An 18795-nucleotide genomic window follows, 5' to 3' on the forward strand; every position below is an offset into this window, starting at 1 on the left:
TTTGTCATTATTCCGAATTATACGAGCCTCACTTTTTGGCTCTACGCTTTTAAGGAGCAGCAATGAGCAATGTACCAGCAGAATTAAAATATGCGTCATCTCATGAGTGGGTTCGTGCCGATGGTGATGGCGTCTATAGCGTCGGGATCACTGAACATGCGCAAGAATTATTGGGCGACATGGTGTTTGTTGATTTGCCTGAAGTCGGGAGCGAAGTTTCTGCGGGTAGCGATTGCGCGGTTGCCGAGTCAGTAAAAGCGGCTTCTGACATTTATGCACCGATCAGCGGCGAAATTATCGCCGTGAATACTGAACTGGAAAGCTCACCAGAGTTGGTGAACAGCGCACCTTATACTGACGGCTGGTTGTTCAGCATTAAAGCCTCTGATGAAGGCGAGCTGGCAAATCTGTTAGATGCCGAGGCTTATTTAGCATCTATCGAAGAGTAAATGAAGTTAGGGCTATTTTATTTGCCATTTTGAAGCAGGGCAGTGCTCAGACAAAAGCGCAAATGCTTTTGAACGCCTATCAAGGCGGCCCGTATGGGTGAGCGGAGCGAGTAATCCTGACCTACTCATGATTTATAAGCTCATGTGTAGGTCCGGTTCTGGCGCGCTGTCCGTGTCCAAATTGCCTGTAAAATTACGCCCTATGAAATCAGTCCAGCTTCCCGTCCCATGCTCTATTCAGGAATTTGTAGCAAATGACTCAGAATCTCAGCCAGCTTGAACATAACGATGCTTTTATTCAGCGCCATATCGGCTCTTCAACTGAACAACAGCAACAGATGTTGGCCGCCGTTGGCGCCAGCTCGTTAAGTACATTAATCCAGCAGATTGTTCCGGCAGATATCCAATTGCCCAGCCCGCCGCCAGTGGGTGATGCTGCCACTGAACATCAGGCATTAGCGGAACTTAAAGGGATTGCCAGCCAGAATCAGCGCTATAAATCTTATATTGGCATGGGCTACAGCCCAGTACTGACGCCACCGGTTATCCTGCGCAATATGTTGGAAAACCCCGGTTGGTACACCGCTTATACCCCATATCAGCCTGAAGTTTCTCAAGGCCGCCTTGAGGCTCTGCTGAACTTCCAGCAATTGACTCAAGATCTGACCGGGCTAGATTTGGCATCCGCTTCTTTGCTGGATGAAGCCACGGCGGCGGCAGAATCCATGGCGCTGGCTAAGCGCGCCAGTAAACTAAAAGATGCGAATCGTTTCTTCGTTGCCGATGACGTGCATCCACAAACACTGGATGTGGTACGTACCCGCGCGGAAACCTTTGGTTTTGAAGTGATTGTTGATAGCGCCGAAAAAGTGCTAGAGCTGGAAGGCGTGTTCGGTGTGCTGCTACAACAAGTGGGCACCACGGGCGAACTGCATGACTATTCAGCGCTGTTGTCTGAGCTGAAAAAACGCAAAATTATTACCAGTGTTGCCGCCGATATCATGGCCTTGGTGCTATTGACTGCGCCGGGCAAACAGGGCGCTGATGTAGTATTTGGTTCTGCTCAACGCTTTGGTGTACCCATGGGTTACGGTGGCCCACATGCGGCCTTCTTTGCTTGTCGCGATGAATTTAAACGTTCGATGCCGGGCCGGATTATCGGGGTATCTCGCGATGCCGCGGGTAATACCGCGCTGCGCATGGCGATGCAAACTCGTGAGCAACATATTCGCCGCGAAAAAGCCAACTCCAATATTTGTACTTCGCAGGTGCTGCTAGCCAATATCGCCAGCTTGTATGCGGTTTATCACGGCCCACAGGGCTTGCAGCATATCGCTGGCCGCATTCATCGCATGACGGATATTCTGGCTGCTGGCTTACAGCAAGCCGGTCTTACCCTGCGTTTCCAGCACTGGTTCGATACTTTAACTGTTGATGTTAAAGATAAAGCGGCGGTGCTAGCTCGTGCATTAAGCTTCGGGATTAACCTGCGCACCGACATTCACGGCGCAGTAGGGATCACACTGGATGAAACCACTTCGCGTGAAGATATCCAGACGCTGTTTGCCCTATTAGCCGGTGATAACCACGGTTTGGATATTGACCAGCTTGATGCCAAAGTGAGCCAAAATAGCCAGTCCATTCAGCCAGCGATGCTGCGCCAAGACCCGATTCTGACTCATCCGGTATTTAACCGTTACCACAGCGAAACCGAAATGATGCGTTATATGCATCGTTTAGAGCGCAAAGATTTAGCACTGAATCAGGCGATGATCCCGCTGGGCTCTTGCACCATGAAGCTAAATGCTGCCGCTGAGATGATCCCAATCACGTGGCCAGAATTTGCTGAATTGCACCCATTCTGCCCGCCGGAGCAGGCTGCCGGTTATCAGCAGATGATTGGTCAGCTGTCTCAGTGGTTGGTGCAACTGACCGGTTATGATGCCGTCTGCATGCAGCCAAACTCAGGTGCGCAAGGTGAGTATGCCGGTTTGCTGGCTATCCGCCGTTACCATGAGAGCCGCAATCAGGCGAACCGCCATATTTGCTTAATCCCAAGTTCAGCCCACGGCACTAACCCGGCGTCTGCCCAGATGGCCGGTATGTCGGTTGTGGTGGTGGCTTGTGATAAACAAGGCAATATCGATTTGCACGATTTACGCCAAAAAGCAGGCGAAGCGGGTGACGAGCTGTCTTGTATTATGGTGACTTACCCGTCAACCCATGGTGTGTACGAAGAAACTATCCGTGAAGTTTGCCAGATCGTTCATCAGTTTGGCGGTCAGGTTTACCTTGATGGCGCGAACATGAACGCACAGGTGGGGATTACCACCCCGGGCTATATTGGCGCAGACGTTTCACACCTTAACTTGCATAAAACTTTCTGTATCCCACACGGCGGTGGCGGCCCAGGCATGGGGCCAATTGGGGTTAAAGCACATTTGGCACCTTTTGTTCCAGGTCACAGTGTGGTGCAGATTGATGGCATGACCACCCAACAAGGCGCGGTGTCTGCGGCACCTTTTGGTAGTGCGTCCATCTTGCCAATCAGCTGGATGTATATCCGCATGATGGGAGCTGATGGCCTAAAACGTGCCAGTCAGGTGGCTATTTTGAATGCCAACTACATTGCTACTCGCCTAAAAGCGGCTTATCCGGTGCTGTATACCGGGCACGATGGCCGTGTGGCGCATGAATGTATTCTGGATATTCGCCCACTGAAAGAAGCGACAGGTATCAGCGAAATGGATATCGCCAAGCGCTTAATTGATTTCGGTTTCCATGCGCCGACCATGTCCTTCCCGGTTGCGGGCACCTTGATGGTCGAACCGACTGAATCTGAAAGCAAAGTTGAGTTAGATCGCTTTATCGACGCAATGCTGGCTATCCGCGCTGAAATCGAAAAAGTAGCACGGGGCGAATGGCCGCTGGAAGATAACCCATTGGTCAATGCGCCCCATACTCAAGCTGAGTTGGTGGGTGATTGGCAGCATCCTTACAGCCGCGAGCTGGCAGTATTCCCAGTTGCCGGGGTGATGGAGAATAAATATTGGCCGAGCGTGAAACGTCTGGATGATGTGTACGGCGACCGTAATTTATTCTGCTCATGTGTGCCGATGGCTGATTACGAATAGTTTGGTGGCTAGTGGGGGCTGCACTGTTCGCCGCTCTGACGGCTTATGCCGTGCGGTACATTTCCCTACTTTGTTATCTGGAGGGTCGCGCAAGCGGCCCTTTTGTTTTATTGGTATTCCCGTTATCAATGACTACTCTTACTCTTCAAATTTGCAAACAGACTCACGACTGAATCAGGAGCAAGGATATGCATAAAAAAGTCGCGCTAGTGACAGGAGGCAGCCGGGGAATTGGCCGCGCCACAGCATTACTGCTGGCAAAACACGGTTATCGGGTAGCCGTAAATTATATTAATGATGAGCAGGCTGCCCGACAGGTGGTGGCAGAAATCGCGGCAGCGGGCGGCTTGGCGGTGGCATTACAAGCGGATATCGCCGATGAGTCTCAGGTTATCGCGCTATTTGAAAAGCTGGAATCTCAGTTGGGGCCAATCACGGCACTGGTCAATAATGCAGGAATTTTATTCACGCAATCCACTATCGAAGGGTTGACGGCTGAGCGCATTAATCGGGTGCTGACCACGAACGTGACCGGCTATTTTTTATGCAGCCGCGAGGCGGTCAAACGTATGGCATTGCGCCACGGTGGCAATGGCGGCGCGATTGTTAATGTCTCTTCTGCTGCTGCGCGGTTGGGGGCTCCCGGCGAATATCTGGATTATGCCGCGTCCAAAGGCGCGATTGATACATTGACCACCGGCTTGTCGCTAGAAGTGGCGGCTCAAGGTATCAGAGTCAATGGCGTTCGGCCGGGCTTAATCTATACCGACATACACGCCAGTGGTGGTGAACCGGGGCGGGTTGATCGCGTAAAAAATTCACTGCCAATGAAACGTGGCGGCCAACCGCAAGAGGTGGCAGAAGCTATTGTCTGGTTACTATCAGACAATGCTTCTTATGTTACCGGCAGTGTGCTGGACATGGCTGGCGGGAAATAAACAGCAGCCATATTTTGCTACTTCAGCCAGCCTTTCCGCTGCGCCGCTTGTAACTGTGGCAATAAATGCTGCCAAATTTCAGGGTAGCATTCTGCCACTAACTGGTTGCGATCAAGGACTTGCTGCAGCTGAATACCATTATCTATCCAACTTTGCCCCTCGGTATGCAGGTTAATCAGCATGGGTAAAATGCGGTCCAGCACAGTAGCAAAGCGGGCATCGGCAGTTTCTTCGGCTTCATACTCATCCCACAGCTGCGTAAATTGTCTGCCTAACTCTGGCGGCAACAGGCCAAATAAGCGTTTGGCGGCAGCCACTTCTTGTTCATGAATAGCGGCTCTGGCCACCAGATCATAAACAATGACATCACCAGCATCGATTTCAACAATATCGTGCAGCAGCGCCATTTTAATCACGCGATTGATATCGACATCCGGGCCTGCATAGGGTGCCAGACTCATGGCTGCCACCGCAAAATGCCAACTGTGCTCGGCCGAATTTTCTTGCCGCAGACTGGCAATCACTTTGGTTCGTCGCTGTATATCTTTCAGCTTATCGATTTCCATCAGAAACTGGATAGTCTCTGTCAGTGGGCCAAAATCCAGAACTGATGACATAGCAAACCTCATTATTCTTGGTTGTTATTGATGTTGAAGCGGTATTCGCTGCGCTAACTTACCTAAATCACGGAGCCCAATATATAACGGGTTACATGTGCTGACAGAATATTTAAGCTTACACGTGTACACTGGAATCATTCTCAGTTAACCTGAGTGCGGCATTTTTGTGCAGTCATTGTGCTCAGTGGATGAGATAACTATTAATATTCAGGATAATCAGTATTGAAGAATAAATCAGTAACACCGACGGCTCCGGTCACTTGTGCAGTTGCCACCACGCCGGCTTATCCATGGGCAGAGGAAATCGCCAATAGCATCAGCCACGGTATTGGCGTGGTCTTTGGCATTATTGGCTTGGTTTTGCTCTTGGTACAGGCAGTCGATAGCGGGGCTGATACCAAGGCGCTGACCAGCTATAGCCTGTATGGCGGCAGTATCATTTTGCTGTTTCTGGCATCAACCTTGTATCACGCTATTCCACACCGCAAGGCGAAACTCTGGCTACAAAAGTTTGACCATTGCGCCATTTATATTCTGATCGCTGGCACCTATACGCCTTTTCTCTTGGTGGGCTTAGACTCCCCCTTAGCACGAGGTTTGATGGCGGTGATCTGGGGGCTAGCGCTGGTTGGGGTGATATTTAAACTGGCTTTCGCTCACCGTTTTGAAGTGCTCTCGTTGGTGACTTACCTGACGATGGGCTGGTTATCCCTAATTGTGATCTATCAGTTGGCAGTCAAACTTGAAATTGGCGGGTTGGCTCTACTGGCGATAGGCGGTTTGCTCTATACGCTAGGGGTGATTTTCTATGCTTCTAAACGTATTCGCTTTGGTCATGCCATTTGGCATGGTTTTGTCTTGGGCGGGAGTGTTTGCCATTTTATGGCGATTTATCTGTATGTCTGAAATAGCCTTCGTCCTTGCAGTCACAGGGGTGTTAGCTGCGCTCACTTACCCGAATCACTTACTTGAGTAAGCTCATCGGGATAAGTTCACTGGCTGCCTACCTGTGACTCCAATGACTTTGGTTATACTTTGATGCTTGCAGTCACAGGGGCGGTGGGTATTCGGAGGCCGAATAATCAGCCTCTTGGTGTTTAATCCAACGATTACTTATCTTCCACCAGCGAATAAGGCAGTGGCTGAATACTGAGCACACTTTCTACATCATCGCGCACTCGCAGCACACTGTCTGATGCCAGATCGTTATTCAATACCGCTTGAACCCACACCGTACCATTACTGAGCTGAATAGCAGCCAGTACAGTACCGGTGCGACGCCAATTCTCACCTAATTGCCACTCTAAATCTTCGCCCGCTGCCGGTACACGGTTAGCATTACCCACTAACCAATAGAGCGCGCGCTTATTGGCACCACGGAATTTTGCTCTGGCGACCATCTCTTGCCCGGTGTAACAGCCTTTGCTGAAACTGATGCCATTCAACGCCTGAATGTTTGTTGCTTGCGGAATAAATTGCGCACTGGTATCGGTATCAATAATGGGGAAACCGGCTTCGATATCCAATGCCTGCCACTGTTTGCTGTTATTCAGCTGTGCGCTGTCAGCCAGTTTTTCCACTATTTGTTGTGCTTGCTCACTGTCTGTCACCAACAGGAACCGTTCGGCTGGCAGTGATAAATGCAGCAACGTACTATTGCCCTGCTGTATGACCGGATGTTCGGCATTGGGTAATTCGCTGAAGATTTGCGCCAACGCGGCTTGTGCCTGAGCACCCGCCACACCTAACAAAACCGCATCAGGCTGCGCGGCAATCGCCACTTTAGAAAACACCGCATATTTCTTTAGTTCGCTCAATTGGTTATCAAGTACACTACGGCGCTCGATATATGCCAAACCTTCCCCACGATAAAATAACCGCAGGTTGCTCCACATCTTGCCTTTGGCATCGCAATGAGCACAAAGCACATGTTGATCAGTGGGCAGGGCATCAATATCCGCCGTGACTTGCCCTTGCAGATACTTGACCCGGTCAGCGCCGGTTAACGTGACCAGCGCCCAGTCATCAAGTGAAATCAAGGTTAATGGCAGCTCGGAAGAGGCGAGCAGTGGTCGAGCAGCAAATGGAGTGTTATAGGCCATGGTTTACCTGCATATCAAAAAGGTGCTGTGACTGATGCCTCAATGGTAAAATAGCCGGGTAGCTTTGCAAGCAGTTATTCCACCGATTTACCATTATTATCCCAATATCTAAATTCGCCATTATCTGAGGTACAATAGTCTTATACACCGAATTGGGCGGCTGCCGGGTTCGGACAATATCCTTCATTGAGGAGTCAATCAGGACATGGAAATCGATAATAAAGCCCGTATTCACTGGGCGTGCCGTCGGGGTATGCGGGAACTGGATATCTCTATCATGCCATTTTTCGAATATGAATATGATGGTTTGAGTGACAATGAGAAGCAGGCATTTATCCGTTTACTTGAGTGCGATGACCCAGACTTATTTAATTGGTTGATGAATCACGGGGAGCCGCAGGATAGCGAGCTGCGTCAAATGGTCAAATTGATTCAAGCACGAAATAAAGCCCGTGGCCCAGTGGCGATGTGACCTGCGGGTATCCTGGCACACTCAACTCTTCTCTTTATTGGCGCATGGCGTTTTAGTCATACTGACATTAGTCGCGCCTTGGCCTCAGGGTTATACCGCACTTTGGTTGGTATTACTGACGTTGGTGGTGTTTGAGTGTATCCGCAGCCAGAAAAATATTACGTCCTGTCAGGGCGAGATCCGGCTGAAACCCGGCAATGTGGTGCTATGGAAAAGGCATGAATGGATTGTCATTAAACAGCCATGGATTACCCGTTATGGCGCGTTATTAAGTTTGCAACAGACGGGGAGTCGCTCGGCCCGCAAACGTTTATGGCTGGCGGCTGACAGTATGTCGGAAGAAGAGTGGCGGCAACTGTGTGTGCTGCTGCGTCATGCCTTTGGCTCTGATGAGGAGGGCAGTTAATGAAGCCCTTAATCTGGTTAGTAGAAGATGAGCCGAGCATCGCCGACACGCTGATTTATACCTTAGAAAGCGAAGGTTTTACCCTCCGGTGGTTTGACCGGGGGGAACCTGCTCTTGCCGCGCTGGCCAATGGCCCGCCAGCTTTGGCAATAGTGGATGTGGGCTTGCCAGACATCAATGGTTTTGATCTGTGCCGCCGCTTATTGGCGCAGGTTCCAGAGTTGCCGGTGGTCTTTTTGACTGCCCGCAGCGAAGAGCTGGACCGAATTATCGGTCTGGAAATTGGCGCTGACGACTATATTGCAAAGCCTTTCTCTCCACGTGAAGTGAGTGCCAGAGTGCGCACAGTATTACGCCGCTTACAAAAATCACAAACCGTGGCGGCATCTACTGCTTTACATCAATTTGGTCATTTCACTCTCGATGAAGCCGGGGCGCGAGTCACTTATCATCAGCAGGTTTTATGGCTAACCCGCTATGAATATCTACTGTTGAAAACCTTATTACTGGCACCGGAGCGCGTATTCTCACGTCAGCAGCTAATGGATATTGTCTGGGCGCAGGCGGAAGAGAGCCAAGACCGCACAGTTGATACTCACATCAAAACTCTGCGCTCAAAACTGCGCACTACCTTTGATGAAGAGTCTCCCATCCGCACACATCGCGGGCTGGGCTACAGCCTGACATACCGAATATGAGCAACAATAGATGAAAATAGGCGTGCGCTTATTGCTGGGTTATTTTCTGATAGTCGCCATCGCGGGTTACTTTGTCATTCGTATTTTCGTGCAAGAGGTAAAGCCCGGAGTGCGGCGCGCCACTGAGGGTACGCTGGTTGATACGGCCACTTTGCTGGCCCAGTTTGCTCGCCAAGATATGTTGCAAGATAAGGTAGCGGGCGGTCAGTTAGCTCAAGCCTTTGCATCACTGAATCTGCGGCCCATCGGCGCGAATATTGAAGGTATCCGCAAGGATCGCAATGAATATCGTGTTTATCTAACCGATGCTGATGGGCGAGTGATTTTTGATTCATCGGGCAAAGCGGTGGGGCAAGATTATTCGCGTTGGAATGATGTGTGGCTGACTCTGCGGGGTGAGTATGGTGCTCGCAGTAGCCGCACAGATCCCCATGATGAGCAAAGCTCTGTTATGTATGTGGCAGCTCCGGTTATGGTGGAGAATAGAATTATTGGCGTGCTCAGTGTTGGCAAGCCCAATATTTCGATGGCACCGGTAATAAAACGCAGTGAACGTAAAATCTTGTTGGCGGGCGGGGTGTTACTGGGAATAGCCCTGCTGATTGGTTTAGGGTTTGTGTGGTGGATTAACCGGGCTATCGGCAAGTTGGTCGATTATGCCGAACGAGTCTCTGAAGGGCAGGTTGTGGCATTGCCAGCCATGGGGAGCAGCGAATTGAATGATTTGGCCCGTGCATTGGAAAGCATGCGCCTTAAATTAGACGGCAAAGCTTACATTGAGCAATATGTTCACACCCTGACCCACGAATTAAAAAGCCCGTTGGCGGCCATTACCGGCGCGGCGGAGCTATTACGAGAATCCCCACCACCGGCTACAGCCCAGCGTTTTCTGCTGAATATTGAACAGCAAAGTGCGCGCATCAAACAGTTGGTGGATAAAATGCTAATACAGGCTCGGCTAGAGAGCCGGGTTGATTTGCAGCTTTCTCCCCTAGAGATAAGCAGCATAGTGAAACAAGCCATTAGTGCCAAAGAGGCTCAAGCTGCCAGCCGGGGAGTCCGTTTGCAGCTAATCTGTGCCGATAACGCAGTATTAACCGGCGATGGGTTATTACTTAGCCAGGCGCTGACCAATCTGATTGATAATGCACTGGATTTCACAGCCGCTGATGGCGAGGTGACGGTGAGTGGTCAGCGGCAAGCTGATAAGTATCAAATAACAGTTGCAGACAATGGCAGTGGCATTCCTGATTATGCGCAAGAGAAGATTTTTGACCGTTTTTATTCATTACCGCGCGCCAATAGCCCAAAAAGTACCGGTTTGGGGCTGAATTTTGTGCGTGAGGTCGCGGCTATTCACCAAGGGAATATTTCCCTTGAAAACCGCCCGCCGCATGGGGTTCGCGCTTGTTTGACACTGCCGTTAGATATTACCTGATCCACCGACTTCACTTTCACTTCACATAACCTCATTCTCCTTTCACTTCACTCTCTTAAGCTGCTCTCCTGACCTTAAAAGGAGTGAAAATCATGTTCAAATCCGTACTGTTTTGGAAAATAGCCACGCTGCTAGGATTAATTCTTTTGATGATGATTCCAAAAGAAATGTTGTTGAATGTTATTAATGAACGCAGTGGTTACCGGGAGAGTGTGATCGATAAAGTGAGCGACAGTACCAGTCGTGCACAAAAGATCCTTGGCCCGTTAATTGTGGTGCCATACAGCGAATGGGTTGAAACTGAAGTGGATGGCAAGAAACAGGGGCAGCGGGTCAGCCGCCATCGCTACTTACTGCCTGAGGTTATGACGATAACTGGCGCACCTAATGTTGAAGTTCGCCAATTGGGTATTTATAAAGCTCAGGTATATCAAGGAGAACTCTACTTCCACGGGCAATTTGAATCCTCTTCGCTGAATGATTTAGATCGTAAAGGAATTATTATTGGCACACCATCACTGGTACTGGCGTTGAGTGACTCACGCGGGATCCAGCAGATTTCGCCCCTAAGCTTGGGAAGCTCAAAAATTAATTTCGAACCTGGCGCTTTCTTGGGGCGCTCAGGGCAGGGAGTCCATGCACCGCTAACATTGGCGCAGGTTCAGCAGGGTAAATTCAATATTGATTTTAAACTGACATTGACGGGCACCAATAGTCTATCCGTCATCCCGGTAGGGCGAAGCAGCGAACTGACTTTACAAAGCAACTGGCCGCATCCTAATTTTGTCGGTGAGTTTTTACCCCTGCAGCGCAAGGTTGATGAAAATGGCTTCCGTGCACATTGGAGCAGCAACTGGCTGGCTAACAGCATGAATATTCACTTCGCCAGTGACAGTGTGAATTTTAATTTTGACCAGCTACCGGCTTTCACCACCAGCTTGATTGAACCCGTTGATCACTACCAGTTAACCGAACGGGCAATTAAATATGCCATTCTGTTTATCGGCCTGACTTTCTTTAGCTTCTTCCTATTTGAGAGCTTAACGTCACTGCGCGTGCATCCGATCCAGTATCTGTTGGTCGGCGCGGCATTGGTGCTGTTCTATCTGATGTTACTGGCATTTTCGGAGCATCTTGGTTTTACCCTCGCGTATCTTATCGCCAGCTTGAGTTGTAGCCTGCTGATTGCTGTTTATCTGAGTGCAGTACTGGGGGGATGGTTACGCGGGGCGTTATTTGCGGGTGGCTTGTTACTGTTGTACGGCGTTTTGTTTGGCCTGCTGCAATCAGAGGACAATGCACTGTTATTAGGGGCTAGTTTACTGTTTATTATTCTGGCCGCGGTCATGTTACTAACCAGACGACTGGATTGGTATCAGGTGGCAGATCCACAGCGTTTTACCGTGCCAAAAAATACGGAATCCACTGAGATTGAAGCTAAAGCTAAAGAGATGGCGATCGATGCGGCACCAGCCGGAGGCGGCTCACAAGATTCATTCCGCTTATGGAAATAAACCTAAATTATCATTAATGAAAACGGGCACCCCAAGTGCCCGTTTATGTGACTAAAGCAGAGCATCCATCTCCAGCAAAATTTGCTCACACCACTGTTCGATGCGCTTTTCACTTAAATCATATTGATTGACTTCATCCAATGCTAGGCCAACAAAGTGTTTACCATCAGCGCTGAGTGGTTTTGGGCTGGTAAACTCAAACCCGTCGATAGGCCAAAAACCAATAAATTTGACCCCTAATGGCGCAATATGGTCATGCAACATACCAAGCGCATCGAGGAACCATTCGCTATAACCGAATTGATCACCCATGCCATACATGGCAACAATCTTTCCCTTGAGATTAAGTTGCGTTAGCTGTGGCCAAATAGCTTCCCAGTCTTCCTGTAACTCACCGAAATCCCAAGTAGGAATACCCAGAATTAGAATGGAGTACTCTTCCATCAAGTGGGGGCTGGCATCTTTTACATTATGTAAATCAACCAAATCTTCACCGAGAATATCGCGGATTTTTTCTGCTACCATTTCGGTATAACAGGTGCTGGAGCCGTAAAAGAGACCAATCTTCATGATGTATAGCCATAGCATTACTAATAAGGAATAGCATCGAGTGTACCAGATTTGTCTCGCCATCAGGCATAATGGCTACTGAGTTCAATCAAAGAGAGAAACAGTCATGCAACAGCAAAATAACCCGCTGATTGAACAGTTTCTTGATGCCCTGTGGCTGGAACGGAATCTGGCGGAGAATACACTGGCCTCATATCGCTTGGATTTACATGCACTGAGTGGATGGTTAGAACACCACGGTAGTGATTTATTGCGCGCCGGTTCGCAGGACTTGCAGTCCTTTCTTGCCGAGCGTATTGAGGGCGGTTATAAAGCCACCAGTTCAGCTCGCTTACTCAGTGCTATGCGGCGGTTATTTCAATATTTATACCGTGAAAAATTACGTGAAGATGACCCAACGGCGCTGCTTTCATCGCCCAAATTACCGCAGCGCCTGCCGAAAGATTTAAGTGAGGCACAGGTTGATGCGTTGCTCAATTCGCCCAATGTTGATATCCCGCTGGAGTTGCGTGATAAAGCCATGTTGGAGGTGCTCTATGCCACGGGTTTACGGGTGTCGGAGTTGGTTGGGCTGACCATCAGTGATGTCAGTCTACGTCAAGGAGTGGTGCGGGTTATTGGTAAAGGGAACAAAGAACGGTTGGTGCCCTTGGGAGAAGAGGCGGTGTACTGGATTGAAAATTACATGGAGCACGGGCGTCCATGGCTTATCAATGGTCAGTCACTGGATGTACTATTCCCCAGCAACCGTAGTCAGCAAATGACCCGACAGACTTTCTGGCATCGAATCAAACACTATGCGATCCTTGCCGGTATTGATAGTGAACGGCTTTCGCCCCACGTATTACGGCACGCTTTTGCCACGCATCTGTTGAACCACGGTGCGGACCTACGTGTGGTACAAATGTTACTGGGCCACAGCGACCTGTCGACGACTCAGATTTATACCCATGTAGCGACTGAACGCTTGAAGCAGCTACATCAACAGCATCATCCGCGCGCATAATAGCGACGTGGAAAGAGATAGGATTTATAAATGAAAAAAAGTTTATTGCTGCTGCCGATATTAATCGCTGCATTCACCGGGCTGGCTCATGCTGATGATGCCGCTATCCAACAAACGTTGAAAAAATTAGACATTCAGCAAGCTGATATCCAGCCATCGCCAATCCCCGGATTGAGCACGGTGATGACAGAAAGTGGAGTGCTTTATATCTCAGCCGACGGTAAACATCTGTTGCAAGGGCCACTATATGACGTCAGTGGCAACCAGCCAGTGAATGTGACCAATCAGATGCTGGTGAAAAAGCTGGAAGCATTAAGTGGCGAAATGATTGTGTATAAAGCGCCGCAGGAAAAACACGTCGTTACCGTATTTACCGATATTACTTGTGGCTATTGCCATAAATTGCACGAGCAAATGAAAGACTATAATGCGCTGGGTATTACCGTGCGCTATCTGGCGTTCCCGCGTCAGGGCTTAAGTTCGCAGGCAGAAAAAGACATGCGCTCTATCTGGTGCATGGCTGACCGCAACAAAGCTTTCGACGATGCGATGAAAGGCGTCGATATCTCTCCGGCAACCTGTAAAACCGATATCAGCAAGCATTACCAGTTAGGTGTGCAGTTTGGTATTCAGGGGACACCTGCCATTGTGCTGCAAGACGGCACTATCGTTCCTGGGTATTTGAAGCCAGAAGAAATGCTACAGATGCTGAATAAGCATCAGGCCTCAGTAAAAGCGGCGGGTTAATCTTCCGTGACATTGAAAACTCAACTCCGCCGTCGTGAGCCGGTGGACGATAGTCATTTGCCTGCGCAATTACACCCATTATTGCGCCGTCTTTATGCCAGCCGAGGTGTAAAAAATGCCGAGGAGCTGGAGCGCGGCGTAAAAGGTTTGTTGGCCTGGCAGCAACTCGACGGCATTGATGCCGGAGTCACGTTGTTGCAACAAGCATTGGCCGACCGGCGGCGTATCGTGATTGTCGGTGACTTTGATGCGGATGGCGCAACCAGCACCGCGCTGGCCGTGCTCGCGTTACGCAGCATGGGCGGCAGCAATATTGATTATCTGGTGCCAAATCGTTTTGAAGATGGCTATGGGCTTAGCCCTGAAGTTGTCGAGCAAGTTGCGGCGCGCGGCGCGGAGCTGATCGTCACTGTCGATAACGGCATTTCTTCCCATGCAGGGGTGGATTTGGCGCATGCCAAGGGTATCCAAGTCTTGGTTACCGACCACCATCTGCCGGGTGAAACCTTGCCAGCAGCAGAAGCCATCATTAACCCGAATTTGGTCGGATGTGATTTTCTCTCTAAATCACTGGCCGGCGTTGGGGTTACTTTTTATCTAATGCTGGCACTACGCGCCCGTCTTAGGGATTGCGGCTGGTTTGAGCAGCGTACTTTGGCTGTACCCAACTTGGCCGAGCTACTGGATTTAGTGGCGCTGGGTACTGTGGCGGATGTCGTGCCGCTGGATGCTAATAATCGGATCTTGGTGCATCAGGGGCTCAGTCGTATTCGTGCAGGGAAATGCCGCCCCGGTATTCGTGCATTACTGGAAGTCGCCAACCGCGATGCGCGCCAATTGGCGGCGAATGACCTCGGTTTCTCCCTCGGCCCTCGGCTTAATGCCGCCGGACGTCTGGACGATATGTCCATCGGTGTTGCACTGCTGCTTAGTGACGATATTGCTCAGGCGAGGGCGCTGGCAATCGATCTGGATACGCTAAACCAGACACGCCGTGAGATAGAGCAGGGAATGCAGGTTGAAGCTTTGCAACTGTGTGACCAACTGGAACGTACCAGCACTGAATTACCTTACGGCATTGCGATGTACCACCCAGAATGGCATCAGGGGGTCGTGGGGATTTTAGCCTCGCGGATTAAAGAGCGTTTTCACCGACCAGTCATAGCCTTTGCTCCTGCGGGCGACGGTTTACTGAAAGGCTCGGGGCGTAGTGTCGCGGGTTTACATATGCGCGATGCTCTTGAGCGTTTGGATACCTTAAACCCTGGGTTGATGCTGAAATTTGGCGGCCATGCCATGGCGGCAGGCTTATCGCTGGAGCAGGATAAGTTCGAGGAGTTTCGCCAGCGTTTTGCAGATTTAGTTGGTGAATGGATGGATGCCTCGCAGCTAGAAGGCATTATCTGGTCAGATGGTGAATTGAAGGGCAACGAGTTATCACTGGAAACCGCAGAGTTACTGCGCGATGGCGGCCCGTGGGGGCAATCTTTCCCTGAACCGACATTTGATGGCAAATTCCGCATTTTGCAGCAACGGCTGGTGGGGGAACGCCATCTGAAACTGATGGTCGAGCCATTGAATGGCGGTCCTTTACTGGATGGTATTGCCTTTAATATCGATACCACTTTATGGCCCGACAGCAGTGTGCGTGAAGTTAAGCTGGCCTATAAGCTCGATATTAATGAGTATCGTGGCAATCGCAGTGTTCAGTTATTAATTCAGCACTTGTGGCCTTATTAATCAGTCACTCGAGTGATAAATCTAGCGCAGGCAGGTTTGAACCCGGCTGATTGTGGCCTCAAAGGGGCAAGGTCCATGGAGGGGCCGAGCCAATAAGCGCTACTTACACTGCTGTAACGCTAGGTAAGCAGGATAAGGCGCTACAAATATAGTCAACGTGCTATAAACCGTCGTTGAGATCCGTTAGAATTACCGGTTCTAATGACATTCCGTCATCTACGACTCAACGTAAGACTTTAAACCATGTTTGAAATAAACCCGGTAAAAAACCGAATTCAGGACCTGTCTGATCGGACAGATGTTCTCAGGGGGTATCTTTGACTATGATGCCAAGAAAGAGCGACTGGAAGAAGTAAACGCCGAGCTGGAACAGCCCGACGTCTGGAATGAACCTGAGCGCGCCCAAGCGCTGGGTAAAGAGCGTTCCGCGCTGGAAGAAATTGTCACCACTATTGATCAACTGGATCAAGGTATGGAAGACGTTTCCGGTTTGTTGGAATTAGCCATTGAAGCTGACGACGAAGAGACTTTTAACGAAGCTGTTGCTGAGTTAGATATTCTTGATGGCAAGCTGGGCCAGCTCGAGTTCCGCCGCATGTTCTCTGGTGAATACGACAGCGCTAACTGCTATCTGGACCTGCAAGCCGGTTCCGGTGGGACAGAAGCTCAGGACTGGGCCAGCATGCTGCTGCGTATGTACCTGCGCTGGGCTGAAGCCAAGGGTTTCAAAACTGAAATCATTGAAGAATCTGATGGTGATGTTGCTGGCCTTAAGTCTGCCACCATTAAGATCATCGGCGATTACGCATTTGGCTGGTTACGTACTGAAACTGGCGTACATCGCCTGGTACGTAAAAGCCCGTTTGACTCTGGCGGCCGTCGTCATACCTCTTTCAGTTCTGCCTTTGTCTACCCAGAAGTTGATGACGACATTGATATCGAAATCAACCCGGCGGACCTGCGTATTGACGTATACCGTGCATCTGGTGCGGGTGGTCAGCACGTTAACAAAACGGAATCTGCGGTACGTATTACCCATATTCCTACCAATATCGTGACTCAGTGCCAGAATGACCGTTCACAGCATAAAAACAAAGATCAAGCGATGAAACAGCTGAAAGCGAAGCTGTATGAGTTTGAGATGCAAAAGAAAAATGCTGATAAACAGGTTCTGGAAGATAACAAGTCCGACATTGGTTGGGGTAGCCAGATCCGTTCTTATGTTCTGGATGACTCCCGTATCAAAGATTTGCGTACTGGTGTGGAAACACGTAACACGCAAGCGGTACTGGATGGCGATCTGGACAAATTCATTGAAGCAAGTTTGAAAGCCGGGCTATGAGGAACTGAGATGTCAGAGCAAAAACCACAAGTCGCTGAGCAAGCGCAAGAGCTCAATAGTGAGTTACAAGCTCGTCGGGAGAAACTGGCTGCATTGCGGGAGAAGGGAATTGCTTTCCCTAATGATTTCCGCCGTGAGCATCTTTCTGACCAGTTGCATGCTGAGTACGACAGCAAAGAGAATGAAGAATTAGAAGCGCTGGATATCGAAGTGACTGTGGCTGGCCGTATGATGACCCGTCGTATCATGGGTAAAGCTTCATTTGTGACACTGCAAGATGTCGGCGGCAAAATCCAGCTGTACGTTTCCCGTGATGATCTGCCGGAAGGCGTTTATAACGAAGAATTCAAAAAGTGGGATCTGGGCGATATCCTGGGTGCGCGCGGTAAGTTGTTTAAGACTAAAACCGGCGAGTTGTCTATCCACTGTAGCGAGCTGCGTTTGCTGACCAAAGCATTGCGCCCACTGCCGGATAAATTCCACGGTCTGGCTGATCAGGAAACGCGCTATCGCCAACGTTATCTGGATCTGATCGCTAACGATGAGTCTCGCCATACATTCAAAGTTCGCTCACAAGTGATGTCAGGTATCCGTAGTTTCATGGTGGAAAAAGGCTTCATGGAAGTCGAAACTCCAATGATGCAAGTGATCCCTGGTGGTGCTTCTGCGCGCCCGTTTGTGACTCATCACAATGCACTGGATATCGATATGTATCTGCGTATCGCGCCAGAACTGTATCTGAAACGCCTGGTTGTCGGCGGTTTTGAACGGGTGTTCGAAATCAACCGTAACTTCCGTAATGAAGGTGTTTCACCGCGCCATAACCCAGAGTTCACCATGATGGAACTCTATATGGCCTATGCGGATTACAAAGACTTGATCGTGCTGACCGAAGAGCTGTTCCGTACACTGACAGAAACCATATTGGGTAGCAGTGTGGTGCAGTATGGTGAGCAGACCTTTGATTTTGGTAAGCCTTTTGCCAAGTTGACGATGAAAGAAGCCATTTGCAAATATCGTCCTGAAACCAATGTGGCTGATTTAGACGATATGGACAAAGCTGTGGCTATTGCTGAGTCATTGGGTATCAAAGTAGAGAAGAGCTGGGGCTTAGGCCGCATTCAATGTGAGATCTTTGAAGAGACCGCAGAGAGCCACCTGATCCAGCCAACCTTCATTACTGAATACCCGGCAGAGGTTTCTCCGCTGGCACGTCGTAATGATGATAATCCGTTTATCACTGACCGCTTCGAGTTCTTCATTGGTGGCCGCGAGATTGGTAACGGCTTTTCTGAGCTGAATGATGCTGAAGATCAGGCACAACGTTTTGCTGATCAAGTTAGCGCCAAAGAAGCGGGTGATGACGAAGCGATGTTCTATGATGAAGACTATGTCACTGCTCTGGAACATGGTTTGCCGCCAACAGCGGGGCTGGGCATTGGTATTGACCGTATGGTGATGCTGTTTACCAACAGCCACACCATCCGTGATGTTATCTTGTTCCCGGCGATGCGCCCGGTAAAATAAGAGAATTCGGTTAACGGTAAATCCATTAGGGCGCTACGGCGCCCTTTTTACTGAGCAAAATATTTCCATAAAAACAGCCGCTGTTAGGCTTA

General features: G+C 49.7%; 17 protein-coding genes. 14 read left to right on the plus strand and 3 right to left on the minus strand.

Going from position 1 to position 18795, the window contains the following annotated elements; translation table 11 throughout:
* The first annotated feature begins 62 nt into the window (after positions 1-62).
* The 3 genes from gcvH (at position 63) to FTA96_RS18575 (ending at position 4521) form a co-directional block, all read left to right on the plus strand.
* A complete protein-coding gene (gene gcvH, locus FTA96_RS18565) occupies positions 63-449 on the plus strand; it encodes a glycine cleavage system protein GcvH (RefSeq protein WP_050097997.1) in 387 nt (128 codons plus the stop codon).
* A gap of 254 nt (positions 450-703) precedes the next feature.
* Positions 704-3583, plus strand: a complete 2880-nt coding sequence (gcvP, locus tag FTA96_RS18570) for an aminomethyl-transferring glycine dehydrogenase (protein WP_145574516.1) — start codon at positions 704-706, stop codon at positions 3581-3583.
* Positions 3584-3771: 188 nt separating this feature from the next.
* The gene (locus tag FTA96_RS18575; protein WP_050109864.1) at positions 3772-4521 is read left to right on the plus strand and encodes an SDR family oxidoreductase; all 750 of its coding nucleotides are present in this window, start codon (positions 3772-3774) and stop codon (positions 4519-4521) included.
* Between the two features lie 17 nt (positions 4522-4538).
* Here the strand turns inward: FTA96_RS18575 and FTA96_RS18580 are convergent, their stop codons facing one another.
* Complete coding sequence (locus tag FTA96_RS18580; RefSeq protein WP_050135872.1) at positions 4539-5138, minus strand: HD domain-containing protein; 600 nt, start codon at positions 5136-5138, stop codon at positions 4539-4541.
* A 225-nt stretch (positions 5139-5363) separates the two neighbouring features.
* On the opposite strand from FTA96_RS18580, the gene trhA reads away from it, so the two are divergent.
* Entirely contained in the window at positions 5364-6047 is a 684-nt protein-coding gene (gene trhA / locus FTA96_RS18585; RefSeq protein ID WP_050109862.1) for a PAQR family membrane homeostasis protein TrhA, read from the plus strand.
* Positions 6048-6250: 203 nt separating this feature from the next.
* Here the strand turns inward: trhA and ygfZ are convergent, their stop codons facing one another.
* Positions 6251-7243 carry a tRNA-modifying protein YgfZ gene (gene ygfZ / locus FTA96_RS18590; protein ID WP_050124074.1) on the minus strand — a complete coding sequence of 331 codons (993 nt, stop codon included), beginning with the start codon at positions 7241-7243 and terminating at the stop codon, positions 6251-6253.
* 205 nt (positions 7244-7448) lie between these two features.
* On the opposite strand from ygfZ, the gene sdhE reads away from it, so the two are divergent.
* The 5 genes from sdhE (at position 7449) to creD (ending at position 11771) form a co-directional block, all read left to right on the plus strand.
* Positions 7449-7715, plus strand: a complete 267-nt coding sequence (sdhE, locus tag FTA96_RS18595) for an FAD assembly factor SdhE (RefSeq protein WP_050109860.1) — start codon at positions 7449-7451, stop codon at positions 7713-7715.
* A complete protein-coding gene (locus FTA96_RS18600) occupies positions 7696-8121 on the plus strand; it encodes a protein YgfX (protein ID WP_050109859.1) in 426 nt (141 codons plus the stop codon). The genes sdhE and FTA96_RS18600 overlap by 20 nt, the downstream gene beginning before the upstream one ends.
* Positions 8121-8819 carry a two-component system response regulator CreB gene (creB, locus tag FTA96_RS18605; RefSeq protein WP_050109858.1) on the plus strand — a complete coding sequence of 233 codons (699 nt, stop codon included), beginning with the start codon at positions 8121-8123 and terminating at the stop codon, positions 8817-8819. The genes FTA96_RS18600 and creB overlap by 1 nt, the downstream gene beginning before the upstream one ends.
* Positions 8820-8829: 10 nt before the next feature.
* Complete coding sequence (creC, locus tag FTA96_RS18610; RefSeq protein WP_134957046.1) at positions 8830-10257, plus strand: two-component system sensor histidine kinase CreC; 1428 nt, start codon at positions 8830-8832, stop codon at positions 10255-10257.
* 92 nt (positions 10258-10349) lie between these two features.
* Positions 10350-11771 carry a cell envelope integrity protein CreD gene (creD, locus tag FTA96_RS18615; protein WP_050109856.1) on the plus strand — a complete coding sequence of 474 codons (1422 nt, stop codon included), beginning with the start codon at positions 10350-10352 and terminating at the stop codon, positions 11769-11771.
* A 51-nt stretch (positions 11772-11822) separates the two neighbouring features.
* Here the strand turns inward: creD and fldB are convergent, their stop codons facing one another.
* Entirely contained in the window at positions 11823-12341 is a 519-nt protein-coding gene (gene fldB, locus FTA96_RS18620) for a flavodoxin FldB (protein WP_145531002.1), read from the minus strand.
* Between the two features lie 106 nt (positions 12342-12447).
* Between fldB and xerD the strand changes: the two genes are divergently transcribed.
* The 5 genes from xerD (at position 12448) to lysS (ending at position 18703) form a co-directional block, all read left to right on the plus strand.
* Positions 12448-13347 carry a site-specific tyrosine recombinase XerD gene (xerD, locus tag FTA96_RS18625; RefSeq protein WP_004706788.1) on the plus strand — a complete coding sequence of 300 codons (900 nt, stop codon included), beginning with the start codon at positions 12448-12450 and terminating at the stop codon, positions 13345-13347.
* A gap of 30 nt (positions 13348-13377) precedes the next feature.
* Positions 13378-14094, plus strand: coding sequence for a bifunctional protein-disulfide isomerase/oxidoreductase DsbC (dsbC, locus tag FTA96_RS18630; RefSeq protein WP_050109854.1), 717 nt, complete (start codon positions 13378-13380; stop codon positions 14092-14094).
* 6 nt (positions 14095-14100) lie between these two features.
* Complete coding sequence (gene recJ / locus FTA96_RS18635; protein ID WP_050124076.1) at positions 14101-15834, plus strand: single-stranded-DNA-specific exonuclease RecJ; 1734 nt, start codon at positions 14101-14103, stop codon at positions 15832-15834.
* A gap of 243 nt (positions 15835-16077) precedes the next feature.
* Positions 16078-17176, plus strand: a protein-coding gene (prfB, locus tag FTA96_RS18640) for a peptide chain release factor 2 (RefSeq protein ID WP_098906695.1) whose coding sequence is annotated in 2 segments (ribosomal slippage) — positions 16078-16152 and positions 16154-17176 — 1098 coding nt in all. Because the reading frame shifts where the segments join, the coding sequence is not laid out codon by codon here.
* Between the two features lie 9 nt (positions 17177-17185).
* The gene (gene lysS / locus FTA96_RS18645; RefSeq protein WP_050109852.1) at positions 17186-18703 is read left to right on the plus strand and encodes a lysine--tRNA ligase; all 1518 of its coding nucleotides are present in this window, start codon (positions 17186-17188) and stop codon (positions 18701-18703) included.
* Positions 18704-18795: the final 92 nt, after the last annotated feature.

The organism is Yersinia alsatica, from assembly GCF_902170305.1.
GTDB lineage: Bacteria > Pseudomonadota > Gammaproteobacteria > Enterobacterales > Enterobacteriaceae > Yersinia > Yersinia alsatica.

Coding starts and splice junctions, on each gene's coding strand:
- gcvH (WP_050097997.1), top strand. CDS start 63: ATGAGCAATGTACCAGCAGAATTAAAATATGCGTCATCTCATGAGTGG.
- gcvP (WP_145574516.1), top strand. CDS start 704: ATGACTCAGAATCTCAGCCAGCTTGAACATAACGATGCTTTTATTCAG.
- FTA96_RS18575 (WP_050109864.1), top strand. CDS start 3,772: ATGCATAAAAAAGTCGCGCTAGTGACAGGAGGCAGCCGGGGAATTGGC.
- FTA96_RS18580 (WP_050135872.1), bottom strand. CDS start 5,138: ATGTCATCAGTTCTGGATTTTGGCCCACTGACAGAGACTATCCAGTTT.
- ygfZ (WP_050124074.1), bottom strand. CDS start 7,243: ATGGCCTATAACACTCCATTTGCTGCTCGACCACTGCTCGCCTCTTCC.
- sdhE (WP_050109860.1), top strand. CDS start 7,449: ATGGAAATCGATAATAAAGCCCGTATTCACTGGGCGTGCCGTCGGGGT.
- creB (WP_050109858.1), top strand. CDS start 8,121: ATGAAGCCCTTAATCTGGTTAGTAGAAGATGAGCCGAGCATCGCCGAC.
- creC (WP_134957046.1), top strand. CDS start 8,830: ATGAAAATAGGCGTGCGCTTATTGCTGGGTTATTTTCTGATAGTCGCC.
- creD (WP_050109856.1), top strand. CDS start 10,350: ATGTTCAAATCCGTACTGTTTTGGAAAATAGCCACGCTGCTAGGATTA.
- fldB (WP_145531002.1), bottom strand. CDS start 12,341: ATGAAGATTGGTCTCTTTTACGGCTCCAGCACCTGTTATACCGAAATG.
- xerD (WP_004706788.1), top strand. CDS start 12,448: ATGCAACAGCAAAATAACCCGCTGATTGAACAGTTTCTTGATGCCCTG.
- dsbC (WP_050109854.1), top strand. CDS start 13,378: ATGAAAAAAAGTTTATTGCTGCTGCCGATATTAATCGCTGCATTCACC.
- lysS (WP_050109852.1), top strand. CDS start 17,186: ATGTCAGAGCAAAAACCACAAGTCGCTGAGCAAGCGCAAGAGCTCAAT.